The following is a 14706-nucleotide window of genomic DNA, read 5'->3' as shown; positions in this document are numbered from 1 at the left end:
GCGCGATCCTGCGCGCGGCGCGGCGCGCGTTCGTCCGGCGGCCCTACGCCGAGGTGACGATGCGCGGGATCGCGGCGGACGCCGGGGTCAGCGCGTCGCTGATCGTCAAGCACTTCGGCAGCAAGGACCAGCTCTTCGCGATCGTCGCCGACTTCGGCGCGGCGGCCGACGAGCTGCTCGCCGCCCCCGCGGACGAGCTCGGCCGCCACCTGGTGCTGACGCTCGTGCGGAGCCGCCGCGTCCACCAGGCCGACCCGCTGCTGCGCGTGGTGTTCTCGCTCGGCAACACCGACGAGCGCTCGCTGCTGCGCAGCCGGTTCCGCGAGCAGATCACCGAACGGCTCGCGGAGCTGCTCACCGGCGCCGACCGGGAGCTGCGCGCCGAACTGATCGCCGGGCAGCTCATCGGCCTCGGCGTCACCCTCAGCCTGCACAGCGACGGCGCCGGAGCGCGGACGAGCCCGAACGGCTCGCCGACCTGTGCGCGCCCGCGCTCCAGCGCCTCATCACCGGCGCCACCGGCTGAACGACCCGGCCGCGCGCCTCACGCGGACGCGGCGGCAGGCCGGGCGGCTCAGGTGTTGGCGGGCTCCTCGGTGCCCGCGCCCCGCCGCCGGATGGCGACCAGGTCGCGGCGGGCGCCCGGCAGCGTCGCCTCGTCCGCGCCCTCGATCGTGAACCCCGCGTCGGCGATCATCTGCCGGTCGTCGGCCCCGGGCCGCCCCTCGCTGGTCAGGTAGTCGCCGAGGAACACCGAGTTGGCCAGATGCAGGGCGAGCGGCTGGAGCGAGCGCAGGTGGATCTCCCGGCCGCCCGCGAGCCGTACCTCCACGTCGGGGAAGCAGAAGCGGAACAGCGCGAGGATGCGCAGGCAGCGGTCCGGCGTCAGCTCCCAGCGGTCCCGAGCGGCGTCCCTCGAACGGGATGAGGAAGTTGACCGGCACCGAGTCGGGGTCCAGCTCGCGCAGCGCGAACGCCAGGTCCACGATGTCGCCGTCCGACTCGCCCATGCCGAAGATGGCGCCGGAGCAGGGCGACAGGCCGGACGCGGCGGCGCGCTGGAGCGTGTCCACCCGGTCGGCGAACGTGTGGGTGGTGCAGATCTCGCTGTAGCGCTCCTCGCTGGTGTTGAGGTTGTGGCTGTAGGCGTGCGCGCCCGCCTCGCGCAGCCGCTCGGCCTGCCCCTCCTGGAGCAGCCCGAGGCACACGCAGATCTCCGCCTCCGGCCGGCCGTTCTCCGCCGCGTCCTCGCGGATCGCGGCGATCGTGTCCTCGATGCGGCGGACGTCCCGGTCGCCCGGCCCGCGGCCGCTCGCCACCAGGCAGACCCGCTTGACCCCGGCGTCGACCGCCCGGCCCGCCGTCCGCGCCGCGTCCTCGGGCGTGATCCACGAGTACTTCAGGATCTCGGCGGTCGAGCCGAGCCGCTGCGAGCAGTACGAGCAGTCCTCGGGGCACAGCCCGCTCTTCATGTTGATGATCGTGTTGAGTTTCACCCGGCGGCCGAAGAAGCGGCGGCGGACGCGGGCGCCCGCCGCCACCACCTCCAGCAGCTCGTCCTCCCCGGCGAGCACGGCGAGCGCCTCCTCGCGGGTGGGCCGCTCGCGCCGCAGCGCCTTGCGGGTCAGTTCGTCCAGGAGATCAGCCATGGCCACGACTCTCGCGCCGGCGCGGCCCGGCGGCCATGAGCGCGCCCTACAAGATCAGCCCGCCGCGTTTGTGGCGGCGGCGGGAGCGGCCGGGCGAGCGGCGGCGCGGGCGTCGTCCGCGCGCAGGAACGCGCCGGTGATCGAGCCGGACGCCTCCAGCAGCTCGGCCGGCGTGCCGGTGAACACGATCTCGCCGCCGTGCTTGCCGCCGTCCGGCCCGAGGTCCACGACCCAGTCCGCGTGCCGCACCACGTCCAGGTCGTGCTCGATCACGATCACGCTGTTGCCCGCGTCCACCAGCCGGTCCAGCAGGGCGAGCAGCACGTCCACGTCGGCCATGTGCAGGCCCGTCGTCGGCTCGTCCAGCACGTACACCCGCCCGGTGCGGTGCAGCTCGTTCGCCAGCTTGAGGCGCTGCCGCTCGCCGCCCGACAGCGAGCTGACCGGGCGGCCGAGCCCGAGGTAGGTCAGGCCCACGTCGTTCAGGGCGCGCAGCCGCGTCGCGATCGTCCGCTCGCCGCGCTCGCCGGACCCGTCGAAGAACGCCAGCGCCTCCTCGGCGGTCATCGCCAGCACGTCCACGATCGAACGGCCCCGCAGCGTGTGCGCGAGCACCTCGGGCCGGTAGCGGCCGCCGCCGCACGCCTCGCACGTGGTGGTCACCGGGTCCATGAACGCCAGATCGGTGAAGATCACGCCGTTGCCCTCGCACGCGGGGCACGCGCCCTTGGAGTTGAAGCTGAACAGCCCCATGTCCACGCCGTTCGCCCGCGCGAACAGCCGCCGGACCGGGTCCATGATCCCGATGAACGTGGCCGGGCTGGAACGCCGCGACGCCCCGATCGCGGACTGGTCCACCACCACCGCCTCCTCGTGCGCCGCCGCGAACTCGCCCATGACCAGCGTGCTCTTGCCCGACCCCGCGACGCCGGTGACGGCGGTCAGCACGCCGAGCGGGAAGCTCGCGGTGACGTTCTTGAGGTTGTGCGCGTCGGCGTCCTTGACCGTCAGCCACCCCTGCGGCTCGCGGAACGCCTCCTTGACCCGCGGCGCGCGGCGCAGGCACCGGCCCGTCGGGGTGTCGGCGGCGCGCAGCCCGGCCACGGTTCCGGCGAACACCACCTCGCCGCCGCGCGACCCCGCGCCCGGCCCATGTCGATCACGTGGTCGGCGACCGCGATCACGTCCGGGTCGTGCTCGACGACCAGCACCGTGTTGCCCTTGTCGCGGAGCTGGACGAGCAGCGCGTTCAGCCGGTCCACGTCGCGCGGGTGCATGCCGACGCTCGGCTCGTCGAAGATGTAGGTCATCCCGGTCAGGCTGGAGCCGAGGTGCCGGACGACCTTGAGCCGCTGCGCCTCGCCGCCCGACACCGTCCGCGTCTCGCGGTCCAGGCTGAGGTAGCCGAGCCCGATCGCCTCCAGCCGCCGCAGCCGCGTCACCGCCGACGCGGCGATCGGCGTCGCCACCGGGTCGTCGATCTCCTCCAGCACGCCGATCAGGTCGCCGATCTCCATCCGGCACAGCTCGGCGATGTTGCGCCCGCCGATCCTCGACGCGAGCGCGGCCCCGTTCAGCCTCGCCCCGCCGCACACCGGGCATACCGCCTCGCTGGTCACGCCCCGCGCGACCTCCCGGTTGCGCTCGGTCAGGCCGCTCATGTCCCGCTTGATGTAGAGCCGGTCGAACCGTTCGACGATGCCCTCGTAGGTGTTGGTGCCCGTCGAGCCGTTCTGGCTGCGGCGCGGCACGCGGAACCCCTTGCCGTACAGCAGCAGATCCCAGTCGTCCTTGGAGAAGTCGCGCAGCGGCTTGTCGGGGTCGAACAGGCCCGACTGGGCGTAGATCTGCCACTGCCCCGTCCCCACCCCGAACGGCGGGAACCGTATCGCCCCCTCGTTGAGCGACTTGGACGTGTCGAGGAGCTTGTCCAGGTCGAGCCGTACGACGCGGCCGATCCCGTCGCACTCGGTGCACATGCCCTGCGGGTCGTTGAACGAGTAGACGGACGACTCGCCCGCGCTCGGCGTCCCGTACCGCGAGAACAGCACCCGCATCACCGAGTAGATGTCGGTCATCGTGCCGACCGTGGAGCGCGAGTTGCCGCCGATCGGCCGCTGGTCGACCACGACCGCCGGGGCGAGGTTCTCGATCGCGTCCGCGCTCGGGCGCTCGTACTTGGGCAGCCGGTTGCGGATGAACCAGGTGAACGTCTCGTTGAGCTGCCGCTGCGACTCGACCGCCACCGTGTCGAACACGATCGACGACTTGCCGGAGCCGGACACCCCGGTGAACACCACGATCCGGTTCTTCGGGATGCGCAGGGAGACGTCCTTGAGGTTGTTCTCCCGGGCGCCGGCGATCAGAATGCTCTCCTCGTGCTCGGTCATGCGCCCACGCTAGATATCAATGAGGCCAGGTTATGACCTCATTGGCGGGGCATACTGGGGGCGTGACCGACACCTCAGCCCGGCTGCTCCAGCTCCTGTCGATCCTCCAGACCCGCCGCGAGTGGACCGGCCCCGAGCTGTGCGAACGGCTCGGGGTCAGCGCCCGCACCGTCCGCCGCGACATCGAGCGGCTGCGCGACCTCGGCTACCCCGTGCACGCCACGCTCGGCTCGGTCGGCGGCTACAGCCTGGAGGCGGGCACCGCGATGCCGCCGCTGCTGCTGGACGACGAGGAGGCCGTCGCGATCGCGATCGGGCTGCGCGGCGCGGCCGGGGGAGCGGTCGAGGGCATCGAGGAGACCTCCGTGCGCGCCCTCGCCAAGCTCGAACAGGTGCTCCCCGACCGGCTCCGCCGCCGCGTGAACGCCCTGCACACCGCCACCATGCCGTTGAGCGCGCCGGCCGCCGGGCCGACCGTGGACCCCGAGACCCTGACCGTCCTCGCCTCGGCCGTCCGCGACCGCGAGCGGCTGCGCTTCTCCTACCGCGCCAAGGACGACACCGAGACCGGCCGCCTGATCGAGCCGTACGGCCTCGTCTCGGCCGGGCGCCGCTGGTACCTGGTCGCCTGGGACGCCGACCGCGAGGACTGGCGCACGTTCCGCGTCGACCGGATGGACGCGCCGCGGCTGACCGGTGTGCGGTTCGCGGTCCGCGAGCTGCCCGCCGAGAACGCCGCCGCCTACGTGACGCGCTCGCTCGGCGCCGCGCGCCCGCAGCTCCAGGCAGTGCTGACGGTGCACGCCTCCGCCGAACGGCTGACCGACCGGTTCCGGGTGACCGGGACCGAGGTCGAGCCGATCGACGAGCACACCTGCACGCTGCGCACCGTGGCCGACTCCCTCGAATGGCTGGCGATGCGGATCGCGTTCCTGGACCTGGAGTTCGAGGTCCGCGAACCGCCCGAGCTGCGCGACGTCCTGCGCGACCTCGCCCGCAAGCTCGTCCGCGCCGCCGGGCCGCCGGAAGGCGGGGACCAGGCCACCTGACCGTACGGCCGGCCGTCCGTCCGTCCGCAATGGCGTGCTCCGCCCGGCATGTTCCCAACCTCTGTGACGTGTGTTACACACGGATCAGTGATCGGAACGGACGGCGACGGGAGAGGGCCATGTCCACCAGGTCAGCCAGGTCTGTCACACGACGTCAGATCCTCGCCGGCACCGGCGCGGTGGGCGCGGGCATCGCGTTCTCCGGCGCGGTCGACGAGCTGTTCGCGGGCGACGGCGCCGTGGCCCGGGCCGACGGGCCCGCCGGGCTCGGCGACGCGGGCGCGGCGGCCGGCGCCGGGCGGGCCGGGTACGGGCCGCTCGTCGAGGACCCGGCCGGGATCCTCGACCTTCCGCACGGGTTCCGCTACACCGTGCTGTCGCGCGAGGGCGAGCCGCTGCGCTCGGGCGAGGGCCCCGTCCCGAGCCACTGCGACGGCATGGCCGCGTTCCCAGGCCGGCACGGCTCGGTCCACCTGGTCCGCAACCACGAGAACCGGCGCGACGCCGAACACCGCGTGCCCGCGATCCAGGACGTGACGTACGACCCCGAGGGCCTCGGCGGGTGCACGGCGCTGGAGGTCTCCGGCGGGCGGCTGCGCTCCGAACGCGTCGCGATCGCCGGGACGGCCGTCAACTGCGCGGGCGGCCCGACCCCGTGGCGGACATGGCTGACCTGCGAGGAGACCGAGGACCTGGCCGGCACGAACGGCTACACCAAGGACCACGGCTTCATCTTCGAGGTCGACCCGTACCGGCGGGACCGGACCGTCCCCGAGCCGCTCACCGCGATGGGCCGCTTCCAGCACGAGGCGATCGCGGTCGACCCGCGCGACGGCACGGTGTACGAGACCGAGGACGCGTTCGACAAGCCGTTCGGGCTGTTCTACCGGTTCCTGCCGAAGCGGCCGATGGGCGGGGCCGGGAGCCTGCGCGCGGGCGGACGGCTGGAGGCGCTGCGCGTCCCGGACGTCCCGGACCTGTCGGCCGTGCGGGAGCCGGGCACGGTGTTCGAACGCGTCGAGTGGGCGAAGGTCCCCGACCCCCTGGCGCGCCGTACGCCGATCCGGTTCCAGGACTTCGGCGCGCGCGGCATCACGCACGCGCAGAAGCTGGAGGGCTGCTACTGGGGCGGCGACCGCGTGTACTTCGTCTCCAGCTACGCCCGTACCAAGGAGGGCTCGCGGGCCGACCACTTCGGGCAGGTCTGGTCGTACGAGCCGCGCGCCCGCCGGCTCGCCCTCGTCATCGTGTTCGGCCCGTCCACCGACGTGGGCAAGCCGGGCGAGTCGCCCGACAACATCTGCCTCGCCCGCGCGGCGGGCTGATGGTGTGCGAGGACGGCGCGGGCGCGCAGCACGTGTTCGGCGTGACGCGGCGGCGCGAGGTCTACCCGATGGCGCGCAACCGGCAGAACATCGGCACCGGTTCCGACCCGGAGTGGGGCGAGTTCGCGGGCGTGACGTTCGCGCCGGACGGCCGCACGATGTTCGTCAACGTGTACGAGCCCGGCACGACGTTCGCGGTCACCGGCCCTGGCACCGCACCTGAGGCGGGCCGCGGGGGAGCGCCGCGTCAGTCGAGGACGAAGGCGCGGACGGTCTCGACCAGCTCGTCCGGCCGCTCGTGCAGCACCAGGTGGCCGCTGTCGATCTCGACGTAGCGGCTGCCGGCGATGCCCTCGTGCAGCGCGACCGGGCCCGACGGCGGCACGATCTGGTCCTGGGCGAGGCCGACGACCAGCGTCGGCGCGGTGATCGCGGGCAGCAGGCCGCGGATGTCGACGCGCAGGTCCAGGTCGATCTGCCGGTCCATGCCCGGCTCGGGCGCGGAGACGGCGAGGGCCGCGTCGATGGCCCGGCCGCCGAGCGCCTCCAGGAAGCCGGGGCTGAACCCGGTCAGCATCGCCATCCGGTTGAACAGCCCGAAGTCGGCGCGCGCCAGGTCGCTCCACAGCTCGAACATCAGGCGCTGGCGGGCGTCGCCGGTGTGCGGCCAGCCCGCGACCAGCACCAGCCGCCGCACGAGGCCGGGGTGCAGCGCCGCGGCGGCCGCGGCGACGACCGCGCCGAGCGAGAACCCGACGACGTCCACCGGGCCCTCGACGGCGTCGCGGGCCGCGGCGGCCACCTGCCCGGCGAGCGTCTCGACGGTCAGCGGCCCGCCCGGGTCGGCGGTCCGGCCGCTGCCGCTGTAGTCGGGCCGGATCACCGTGCGGTCGCCCGCGAACCGTTCGACCAGGTGCCCCCAATTGGTCGCGCCGCTGCCCTGGGTGCCGTGCACGAGCACCAGGCCCGTGCCGCTCCCGTCGGCCTCGTAGTGGACGGTGGCGTCGCCGGCGGCGATCGAGGGCATGGACGGGGTCCTTCCTGCTCGGCCGGAGGCGGGGGACCCTAGTGATCATAAGCGGGGGATCGATCGTAAGCGCGGGCCACCGCGACCAGCTCGTCCAGCAGGGCGGAGACGGCGGGCGGGCGCGGACCCGCCGGGACGAGCGCCGCGACGCGCCGTTCCTCCAGCTCGGGCGCGGGCGGCAGCGCGACGCCCGGCTCACGGTGCAGGGCGAACGCCAGGCCCGGCAGCGCCGTGACCGCGACGCCGCGCGCGACGAGCCGCTGCACCGCGATGTGGTCGTCGGTCGCGAACGCGACGCGCGGCTCGAACCCGGCCCGCGCGCACGCCCACACCAGGTGGTCGCGGCAGCGCTCGCAGCCCGACGCCCACGTCTCGTCCGCCAGGTCGGCCAGCGCCGCCTTCTCCGCGCCCGCCAGGGGATGGTCCTCGGGTACGCCGAGCCGGATCGGGTCCACGCCCAGCGGGATCTCCCGGAAGCGGGAGTCGGCGTCGGACGGGACGCCGGGATGGGCGAACACCACGGCGAGGTCGGCCTCGCCCGCCCGCAGCGCCGCGACCGCGCGCGGCGGCTCGGCCTCGACCAGCGTCACGCTCACGTCCGGGGCGCGGTCGCGCAGGGCGGCCAGCGCGTCGGGCAGCAGCGCGGCCGTCGCCGTCGGGAACATCGCGATCCGGACCCGTCCGGCGCGCAGCCCGGCCACGGCGGCGATGCGCTCCTCGGCGTCGGCCATCCGCGCGAGGACGTCCTCGACGTGCTCCACCAGGATCCGGCCCGCCTCGGTCAGCCGCACGCCCCGCCCGTGCCTGATCACCAGCGGCGTGCCCGCCTCGGCCTCCAGCCGCGCGATGTGGTGGGACACGGCGGGCTGGGTGTAGGCGAGGGCCTTCGCGGCGGCCGTCATCGACCCGAGCCGCGCGACCTCCCGCAGGACGCGTCCCCGTTGCAGATCCAGCATCCCCACAAGGTATCAACGGAATTTATGGGTTCTGAAGACATCTGTACTTTGTGCTATGGGCGGTGGGTGGCCGACCATCGGACCATGAGCAGTCTTCCGATCGAGGAGGCGCGGCGCGAGTTCGCCCACGACGTCGCCTACCTCAACACCGCGTCCTACGGGCTGCCGCCGCGGGCGGCGCACGAGGCGATGCTCGCGGCCGAACGCGACCGGGCCTCCGGCCTGCTCGCCATCGGCGCGATGGACGAGGCGGTCGCCCGTTCCCGCGCCGCGTTCGCCCGCCTGCTCGGCCTGCCCGCCGAACGGGTCGCGGTCGGCGCGCAGGTGTCGTACTTCGTCGGGCTGGTGGCCGCGTCGCTGCCCGAGGGGGCCACCGTCCTCACCGCCGACGGCGACTTCACCTCGCTGCTGTTCCCGTTCCTCGCGAGGCCCGGGCTGGAGGTGCGGTCCGTCCCGCTGGAACGGATCGCGGGCGCCGTCCGGGACGACGTGGACCTGGTCGCGGTGTCGGCCGTCCAGTCGGCCGACGGGCGGATCGCCCCGATGGACGACCTGATCGAGGCGTCCCGCGCCCAGCGCGCGCGGCTGCTGCTGGACGCGACGCAGGCGGCGGGCTGGCTGCCGCTGCCCGCCGACCGCGTCGACCTCATCGTCGCGGGCGGCTACAAGTGGCTGCTGGGGCCGCGCGGCACCTGCTTCCTCGCCGGTACCGACGAGGCCCTGGCCGGGCTGCCCGCGATCGGCGCCGGCTGGTACGCCGGCGCCGACGTCTGGGACTCGATCTACGGAGCCCCGCTGCGGCTGGCGTCCGACGCCCGCCGCCTGGACCTGTCGCCCGCCTGGCAGGCGTGGGCCGGGCACGCGCCCGCGCTGGACCTGCTCGAACGCGTCGGCGTGCCCGCCGTCCACGCCCACAACGTCGCGCTCGCCCGCCGGTTCCAGGCCGGGCTCGGCCTGCCCACGGGGGACTCGGCGATCGTGTCGGTCCCCGTCCCGGACGGGACCGCCGAACGGCTGCGGGCGGGCGGCGTCGTCGCCGCGGTCCGCGCCGGCCGCCTGCGTTGCGCGTTCCATCTGACGACGACCGAGGAGGACGTCGACAGGGCGCTGGATCTCCTCGCCCCGCACGTTTCCGTCGTCGCCTCGTAACCCTCACGCCCCTCCCGCGCGTCCTGTACGGGATGACGGCTCTCGCCCATGGGCCTAGGGAGGGACGCGGTGAAAGCGACCGTTCGGCAGAGCTGCCCCGACTGCGGCGGATCCGTCGAGGACGACCCCGGCTTCGTGACCTGGTGCACCCGGTGCGAATGGGGTTTGGGCGGCCCCGCCGAGGCCCCGCCGCCCGCCGGGCGCTCCGACCGCGCGGCGGCCCGCACCGTCACCCGGATGTACGAGGAGGTCGCCGCCTCCGGCGCGGAGCCGGCCTCGCGCCCGGCCGGCCGCGACCTCGCCCGAACCGCCGCCTGCGCGTTCGCCGTCGGCGTGCACGTCCTGTCGGTGGTTCCGGCGGTCGGCGGGATCGTGCTGGTCGCGTTCGTCCCCAACGCGGTCACGGCGGTCTTCGCGGCGCTCCTGCTGCTGAGCCTGGTCCCGCTGCGGCCCCGGCTGGGACGCGTCCCGGCGGGCGCGCTGACGGCGGACGACGCCCCCGAACTGCTGGGCCTGCTGGAACGGATCGCGCGGGAGGCCGGCGCGCCGCCCGTCCGCCACGTCGTCTTCTCCACCGGTTTCCACGCCGGGTACGCGGTCGTCGGGGCGCGCCGCACGCCGGTCCTCGTGATCGGCCTGCGGCTGTGGAGCGTCCTGCCGGGCCCGCAGCGGGTCGCGCTGCTCGCCCACGAGCTCGGCCACGGCGCGAACGGCGACCCCCGCCACACGGTGGCCACCTGCACGGCGCTGGACACGCTCGCCCGCCTGCACCACGCCTGCCGTCCCAGGGACCGGGACCGGCGCGGGCCCGCGGGCCCGGCCGGCTCGCTCGTACGGGCGGTCACGCTGCTCGCCTCCGGCGTCGCCGCCGCGGCCCGCTCGGCGGGACGCGGCGTGTTCGGCGTCCTGCGCCGGGCGCTGCTGCTGCTGACGCTGCGCGCCGCGCAGCGGGCCGAGTACCTCGCCGACGAGCGCGCGGCGCGGGTCGCGTCCGCCGCCGAGACCGCCCGGATGCTCGACGCGCTCGTGGTCGCCGGCGACACCTGCGAGACGGCGGCCCGGCGGCACGCCTTCTCCCGCGAACGCGGCGACCTGTGGGAGCACCTCCGCGACGCGGTCGCGGCGCTGCCGGTCGGCGAGCGCGAGCGCAGGCGGCGCATCGCCGAACGGCAACGGGCCCGCGTGGACGACTCCCACCCGCCGACCCACCTGCGGCACGCGTTCGTCGCCTGCCTGCCGTTCGAGGAGCCGGCGGTACGCGTCGAGCCCGCGCGTTGGGACGCGATCGAGCGGGAGCTGTCGGCCGAGTACCGGCGCGCCGCCGCCTGCCTGGCCGCCGACCTCCGCCGAACGGCCGGAACGTAGCCGTCCCGCCTCAGACCGGGCCCGCGTCAGACCGGGCCCGCGTCAGCGTGCGCCGGTGAGGTCGTGCCCGGTTGTGGCGTCCACGTGGCCCGGCACCGCCTCGTGCCGGTCGCCCACCGACGACGTACCCGACGGCTCGAACATCAGGATCGACGCCCCGTCCCGCGACGACGGCCGGTGCTCGACCCCGCGCGGCACGACGAACACCGACCCCTTCGGCAACGTCACCGTCCGCTCCCCGCCGCCGTTCTCGCCGCCGTTCCCGTTCCCGTCGCGCAGGGCGATCTCCAGCTCGCCCTCCAGAACGAGGAAGAACTCGTCGGTGCCGTCGTGGGCGTGCCACACGTGCTCGCCGGCCACCTTCGCGACCCGCACGTCGTAGTCGTTCACCCGGGTCACGATCCGGGGGCTCCAGAGCTGCTCGAACGTGCCCAGCGCCTCGGCCAGCGCCACCGGAACGGCCGGGCGCGCCGTTCCGGACGAGGCGTCCCCGCCCGGCCGCGCGCCGCTGTCCTGATCATGTCGTTCGCTCATGCCCCCATCCTTCCCAACTGCGGGTTCCGCCCGACAGTGATAGGAATCGCATATGCCGCAAGGATCCTCGCACCGCGTGGTGATGATCGTCGATGAGGGCTCCAACCCGTTCGAGATGGGCGTCGCGACCGAGCTGTTCGGGCTGCGCCGCCCCGAGCTGGACCGCCCCTGGTACGACTTCGCGCTCTGCTCCGCCGCGCCCGCCGTCCGCATGCACCACGGGTTCTTCACCCTCACCGGCGCGGGCGACCTCTCCGCCGCCGACGGCGCCGACACCCTCATCGTCCCGAACCGGCCCGACCCGCTGACCCCGCCCGCGCCCGCCGTGCTGGACGCGGTCCGCCGGGCCGCGGACCGCGGCGCGCGCCTCGTCAGCTTCTGCACCGGCGCGTTCACCCTCGCCGCCGCGGGCGTCCTGGACGGCCGCCGCGCCACCACCCACTGGCGCTGGGCGGACGAACTCGCCGCCGCGCACCCGGGCGTGCGCCTGGAGCCCGACGTGCTGTTCGTCGACGACGGCGACGTCCTCACCGCCGCGGGCAGCGCCGCCGCGCTCGACCTCGGCCTGCACCTGATCCGCCGCGACCACGGCGCCGAGACGGCCAACGCCGTCGCGCGGCGCCTGGTGTTCGCCGCGCACCGCGACGGCGGCCAGCGCCAGTTCGTCGAACGGCCCGTGCCCGCCGTCCCCGACACCTCCCTCGCGCCCGTGCTGGACTGGGCCCGCCGCCGCCTGCACCGCCCGCTGGCCGTCGCCGACCTCGCCGCCCGCGCCGCCGTCAGCCCCGCGACCCTGCACCGCCGGTTCCAGGCCGAGACCGGCACCACGCCGCTCGCCTGGCTCACCGCCGAACGCGTCGCGCTCGCCTGCCGCCTCATCGAACGCGGCGAGACCCGCATGGACGCCGTCGCCCGCGCCGCCGGCCTCGGCACCGCCGCCAACCTGCGCGCCCAGCTCGTACGGCGGACCGGCCTCACCCCGTCCGCCTACCGGGCCCGCTTCGGCCCCGCGCCCGCCGCCGTGCGATCGCGGCGCCCCCGCGGGAACAGCCCTTCACCCACGGATGTTGCCGTGTAACGATGTAATCATCGGGAGGTGCGATGAGCCCCCAACCACACGACCCCACCCACCCTGACCACCCCGCCCAGCCCGAACGGCCCGCCCAGCCCGAGCGGTCCGCCGACCGCGCGGCCGGGCAGCCGCCGCTGGACGCCTACTCCCAGGCGGTCTCCGCCGTCGCCCGCGAGCTCACACCCCGCGTCGCCGCCCTGCGCGTCCGCCACCGGGGCCGCGAGGGCGGCGGCTCGGCCGTCGTGTTCACCGGCGACGGGTTCCTGCTCACCAACGCCCACGTCGTCGGATCCGCCCGCGGCGGCCAGGCCGCGTTCGCCGACGGCACCACCACCTCGTTCACCGTCGCGGGCACCGACCCGCTCTCCGACCTCGCCGTCGTCCGCGCGGACGGCCCCACACCCGGCCCCGCGTCCCTCGGCGACAGCGACGCCCTGGTCGTCGGCCAGCTCGTCGTCGCCGTCGGCAACCCGCTCGGCCTCGCCGGGTCGGTCACCGCCGGCGTCGTCAGCGCCCTCGGCCGCTCGCTGCCCACCCGCAGCGGCAACGCCGTACGCGTCATCGAGGACGTCATCCAGACCGACGCCGCCCTCAACCCCGGCAACTCCGGCGGCGCCCTCGCCGACTCCGCCGGACGCGTCGTCGGCGTCAACACCGCCGTCGCCGGCATCGGCCTCGGCCTCGCCGTCCCGATCAACGCCACCACGCGCCGCATCATCGCCGCCCTGATGCGCGACGGCCGCGTGCGCCGCGCGTTCCTCGGCCTGGTCGCCGCGCCCGTGCCCGTCCCCGCCCAGCTGCGCGAACGCCTCGGCCAGAACGACGCGCTGCGCGTCGCCGAGGTCGTCCCCGACAGCCCCGCCGCCCGCGCCGGCCTGCGCCGCGGCGACCTGGTCCTCACCGCAGCCGGGGCCCCGGTCGACCAGGCTCAGAGCCTGCAACGCCTGATGTTCGCGGACGCCATCGGACGCCCGCTGGCCATCACCGTCCTGCGCAACGGCGCCATGGTCGACGTCATCGCCGAACCCACCGAACTGGACTCCGAGCACGCCTGACGCCGCGATCCCGCGCGCCCCGGCGTCCACCACGGCGCTCATGCGGAATCGTCGCGGCCGGAGCGGACGCCGCGGAACGTCGCGCGGTAGGCGCTGGGGGAGACACCGAGGGCCGCGTGCAGATGCTGCCGCAGCGACGTGCCCGTTCCGAAGCCCGCGCGTTCGGCCACCCGGTCCACCGGCAGGTCGGTCTCCTCCAGCAACTGCCGGGCGCGCTCGATCCGCTGCTCGGCCAGCCACCGCGCCGTCGACATCCCCGCCTCCTCCCGGAACCGCCGGGTGAACGTCCGCACGCTCATCGACTCGCGCGCCGCCAGCTCCCGCAGCGACAGCGGACGGTCCAGATGCTCCAGCGCCCACGCCCGCGCCGCCCCCGTCGAGGAGACCCCCGGCTCCGGCACCGGCCGCGCGATGAACTGCGCCTGGCCGCCCTCGCGGTGCGGCGGAACCACCGTCCGCCTCGCCACGTCGTTGGCGACGCCCGCGCCGTGGTCGCGGCGGATCATGTGCAGGCACAGGTCGATCCCCGCGGCCTCCCCGGCGGAGGTCAGCACGTCGCCCTCGTCGGCGTACAGGACGTCCGGATCGAGGTCCACGCCCGCGAACCGCTCCCGGAACCGTTCCGCCGACAGCCAGTGCGTCGTCGCCCGCCGCCCCTCCAGCAGGCCCGCCGCGGCCAGCACGAACGCCCCGGTGCAGATCGACGCGATCCGCGTCGCGCGCCCGTCCCGGCGCAGCTCGCGCAGGGTCCGCACCGCCAACGCGTCCGGGGCGCAGTCCTCGTCCTCGTCGTGCGACGCGGGGACGATCACTGTGTCGGCGTCCTCCAGCGTCTCCAGCCCCCGTTCCACCGACACCTCGAAATCGGCGTCCGTACGGACCAGGCCGGGCTTCGGTGCGCACGACACCACCTCGTACAGCCGTTCGCCGCCCGCCGACACCGCAGCCCCGAACAGCTGGTGAACGAGCCCCAGCTCCAGCGGCAGCACCCCGGGCCGCACCAGCACCGCCACCCGATGCCGCCCAGCGGGCCGTTCCGCCCCGGCGGGCCGCCGCGTCGCGTCAGCGCTCATGGCCCGATTCTTACACATGATGGCCAACGGGCCACTGGTGACCGGACGCCCCGCCTCGCAGG

The 14706-nt window shown here is 75.0% G+C and carries 11 protein-coding genes and 3 pseudogenes; 7 read left to right on the top strand and 7 right to left on the bottom strand.

The window, feature by feature from the left end; genetic code table 11:
- Window positions 1-59 precede the first annotated feature (59 nt).
- A pseudogene (locus GEV43_RS52720) lies at window positions 60-386 on the top strand (TetR family transcriptional regulator); the annotation flags it as partial.
- Window positions 387-574: 188 nt separating this feature from the next.
- Here the strand turns inward: GEV43_RS52720 and bioB are convergent.
- From bioB to GEV43_RS55665, 3 genes and pseudogenes are all read right to left on the bottom strand, one after another.
- Window positions 575-1649: pseudogene (gene bioB, locus GEV43_RS43020) on the bottom strand (biotin synthase BioB).
- Window positions 1650-1703: 54 nt separating this feature from the next.
- Window positions 1704-2768 (bottom strand): ATP-binding cassette domain-containing protein, encoded by a 1065-nt coding sequence (locus tag GEV43_RS55670; protein WP_309240288.1) that lies wholly within the window; start codon window positions 2766-2768, stop codon window positions 1704-1706.
- A complete protein-coding gene (locus tag GEV43_RS55665) occupies window positions 2657-4039 on the bottom strand; it encodes a hypothetical protein (protein WP_309240287.1) in 1383 nt (460 codons plus the stop codon). The genes GEV43_RS55670 and GEV43_RS55665 overlap by 112 nt, the downstream gene beginning before the upstream one ends.
- A gap of 62 nt (window positions 4040-4101) precedes the next feature.
- On the opposite strand from GEV43_RS55665, the gene GEV43_RS43010 reads away from it, so the two are divergent.
- The gene (locus GEV43_RS43010) at window positions 4102-5088 is read left to right on the top strand and encodes a YafY family protein (RefSeq protein ID WP_309240286.1); all 987 of its coding nucleotides are present in this window, start codon (window positions 4102-4104) and stop codon (window positions 5086-5088) included.
- 29 nt (window positions 5089-5117) lie between these two features.
- Window positions 5118-6748: pseudogene (locus tag GEV43_RS43005) on the top strand (alkaline phosphatase PhoX).
- Here GEV43_RS43005 and GEV43_RS43000 read toward each other — a convergent pair.
- Window positions 6661-7440, bottom strand: a complete 780-nt coding sequence (locus GEV43_RS43000) for an alpha/beta fold hydrolase (RefSeq protein ID WP_160826416.1) — start codon at window positions 7438-7440, stop codon at window positions 6661-6663. The pseudogene GEV43_RS43005 and the gene GEV43_RS43000 sit on opposite strands and share 88 nt — an antisense overlap.
- A gap of 38 nt (window positions 7441-7478) precedes the next feature.
- Window positions 7479-8396, bottom strand: coding sequence for a LysR family transcriptional regulator (locus GEV43_RS42995; RefSeq protein ID WP_160826415.1), 918 nt, complete (start codon window positions 8394-8396; stop codon window positions 7479-7481).
- An 84-nt stretch (window positions 8397-8480) separates the two neighbouring features.
- Between GEV43_RS42995 and GEV43_RS42990 the strand changes: the two genes are divergently transcribed.
- Together GEV43_RS42990 and GEV43_RS42985 are read left to right on the top strand one after the other, a co-directional pair.
- Entirely contained in the window at window positions 8481-9545 is a 1065-nt protein-coding gene (locus GEV43_RS42990; protein WP_160826414.1) for an aminotransferase class V-fold PLP-dependent enzyme, read from the top strand.
- Between the two features lie 69 nt (window positions 9546-9614).
- A complete protein-coding gene (locus GEV43_RS42985) occupies window positions 9615-10910 on the top strand; it encodes a M48 family metallopeptidase (RefSeq protein WP_160826413.1) in 1296 nt (431 codons plus the stop codon).
- A 42-nt stretch (window positions 10911-10952) separates the two neighbouring features.
- Here GEV43_RS42985 and GEV43_RS42980 read toward each other — a convergent pair whose 3' ends face one another.
- Window positions 10953-11444, bottom strand: coding sequence for a cupin domain-containing protein (locus GEV43_RS42980; RefSeq protein ID WP_160826412.1), 492 nt, complete (start codon window positions 11442-11444; stop codon window positions 10953-10955).
- A 52-nt stretch (window positions 11445-11496) separates the two neighbouring features.
- Between GEV43_RS42980 and GEV43_RS42975 the strand changes: the two genes are divergently transcribed.
- A complete protein-coding gene (locus GEV43_RS42975; RefSeq protein ID WP_175251207.1) occupies window positions 11497-12522 on the top strand; it encodes a helix-turn-helix domain-containing protein in 1026 nt (341 codons plus the stop codon).
- Between the two features lie 23 nt (window positions 12523-12545).
- Window positions 12546-13571: a S1C family serine protease gene (locus GEV43_RS42970; protein ID WP_160826411.1), complete on the top strand. Its 1026-nt coding sequence runs from the start codon at window positions 12546-12548 to the stop codon at window positions 13569-13571.
- Window positions 13572-13609: 38 nt separating this feature from the next.
- Here GEV43_RS42970 and GEV43_RS42965 read toward each other — a convergent pair whose 3' ends face one another.
- Window positions 13610-14644, bottom strand: coding sequence for a GlxA family transcriptional regulator (locus GEV43_RS42965; protein ID WP_206681680.1), 1035 nt, complete (start codon window positions 14642-14644; stop codon window positions 13610-13612).
- Between the last annotated feature and the right edge of the window lie 62 nt (window positions 14645-14706).

The sequence above is a fragment of the Actinomadura sp. J1-007 genome, from assembly GCF_009793335.1.
In the GTDB taxonomy this organism is placed as follows: domain Bacteria; phylum Actinomycetota; class Actinomycetes; order Streptosporangiales; family Streptosporangiaceae; genus Spirillospora; species Spirillospora yumaensis.
This window is presented reverse-complemented; position numbering and strand designations above follow the sequence as displayed.

Bases quoted from the DNA above. Each gene is read 5' to 3' on its own strand.
- GEV43_RS55665 (WP_309240287.1), bottom strand. From the start codon at position 4,039: ATGACCGAGCACGAGGAGAGCATTCTGATCGCCGGCGCCCGGGAGAAC.
- GEV43_RS42965 (WP_206681680.1), bottom strand. From the start codon at position 14,644: ATGAGCGCTGACGCGACGCGGCGGCCCGCCGGGGCGGAACGGCCCGCT.
- GEV43_RS42980 (WP_160826412.1), bottom strand. From the start codon at position 11,444: ATGAGCGAACGACATGATCAGGACAGCGGCGCGCGGCCGGGCGGGGAC.
- GEV43_RS42990 (WP_160826414.1), top strand. From the start codon at position 8,481: ATGAGCAGTCTTCCGATCGAGGAGGCGCGGCGCGAGTTCGCCCACGAC.
- GEV43_RS42970 (WP_160826411.1), top strand. From the start codon at position 12,546: ATGAGCCCCCAACCACACGACCCCACCCACCCTGACCACCCCGCCCAG.
- GEV43_RS43000 (WP_160826416.1), bottom strand. From the start codon at position 7,440: ATGCCCTCGATCGCCGCCGGCGACGCCACCGTCCACTACGAGGCCGAC.
- GEV43_RS42975 (WP_175251207.1), top strand. From the start codon at position 11,497: ATGCCGCAAGGATCCTCGCACCGCGTGGTGATGATCGTCGATGAGGGC.
- GEV43_RS42995 (WP_160826415.1), bottom strand. From the start codon at position 8,396: ATGCTGGATCTGCAACGGGGACGCGTCCTGCGGGAGGTCGCGCGGCTC.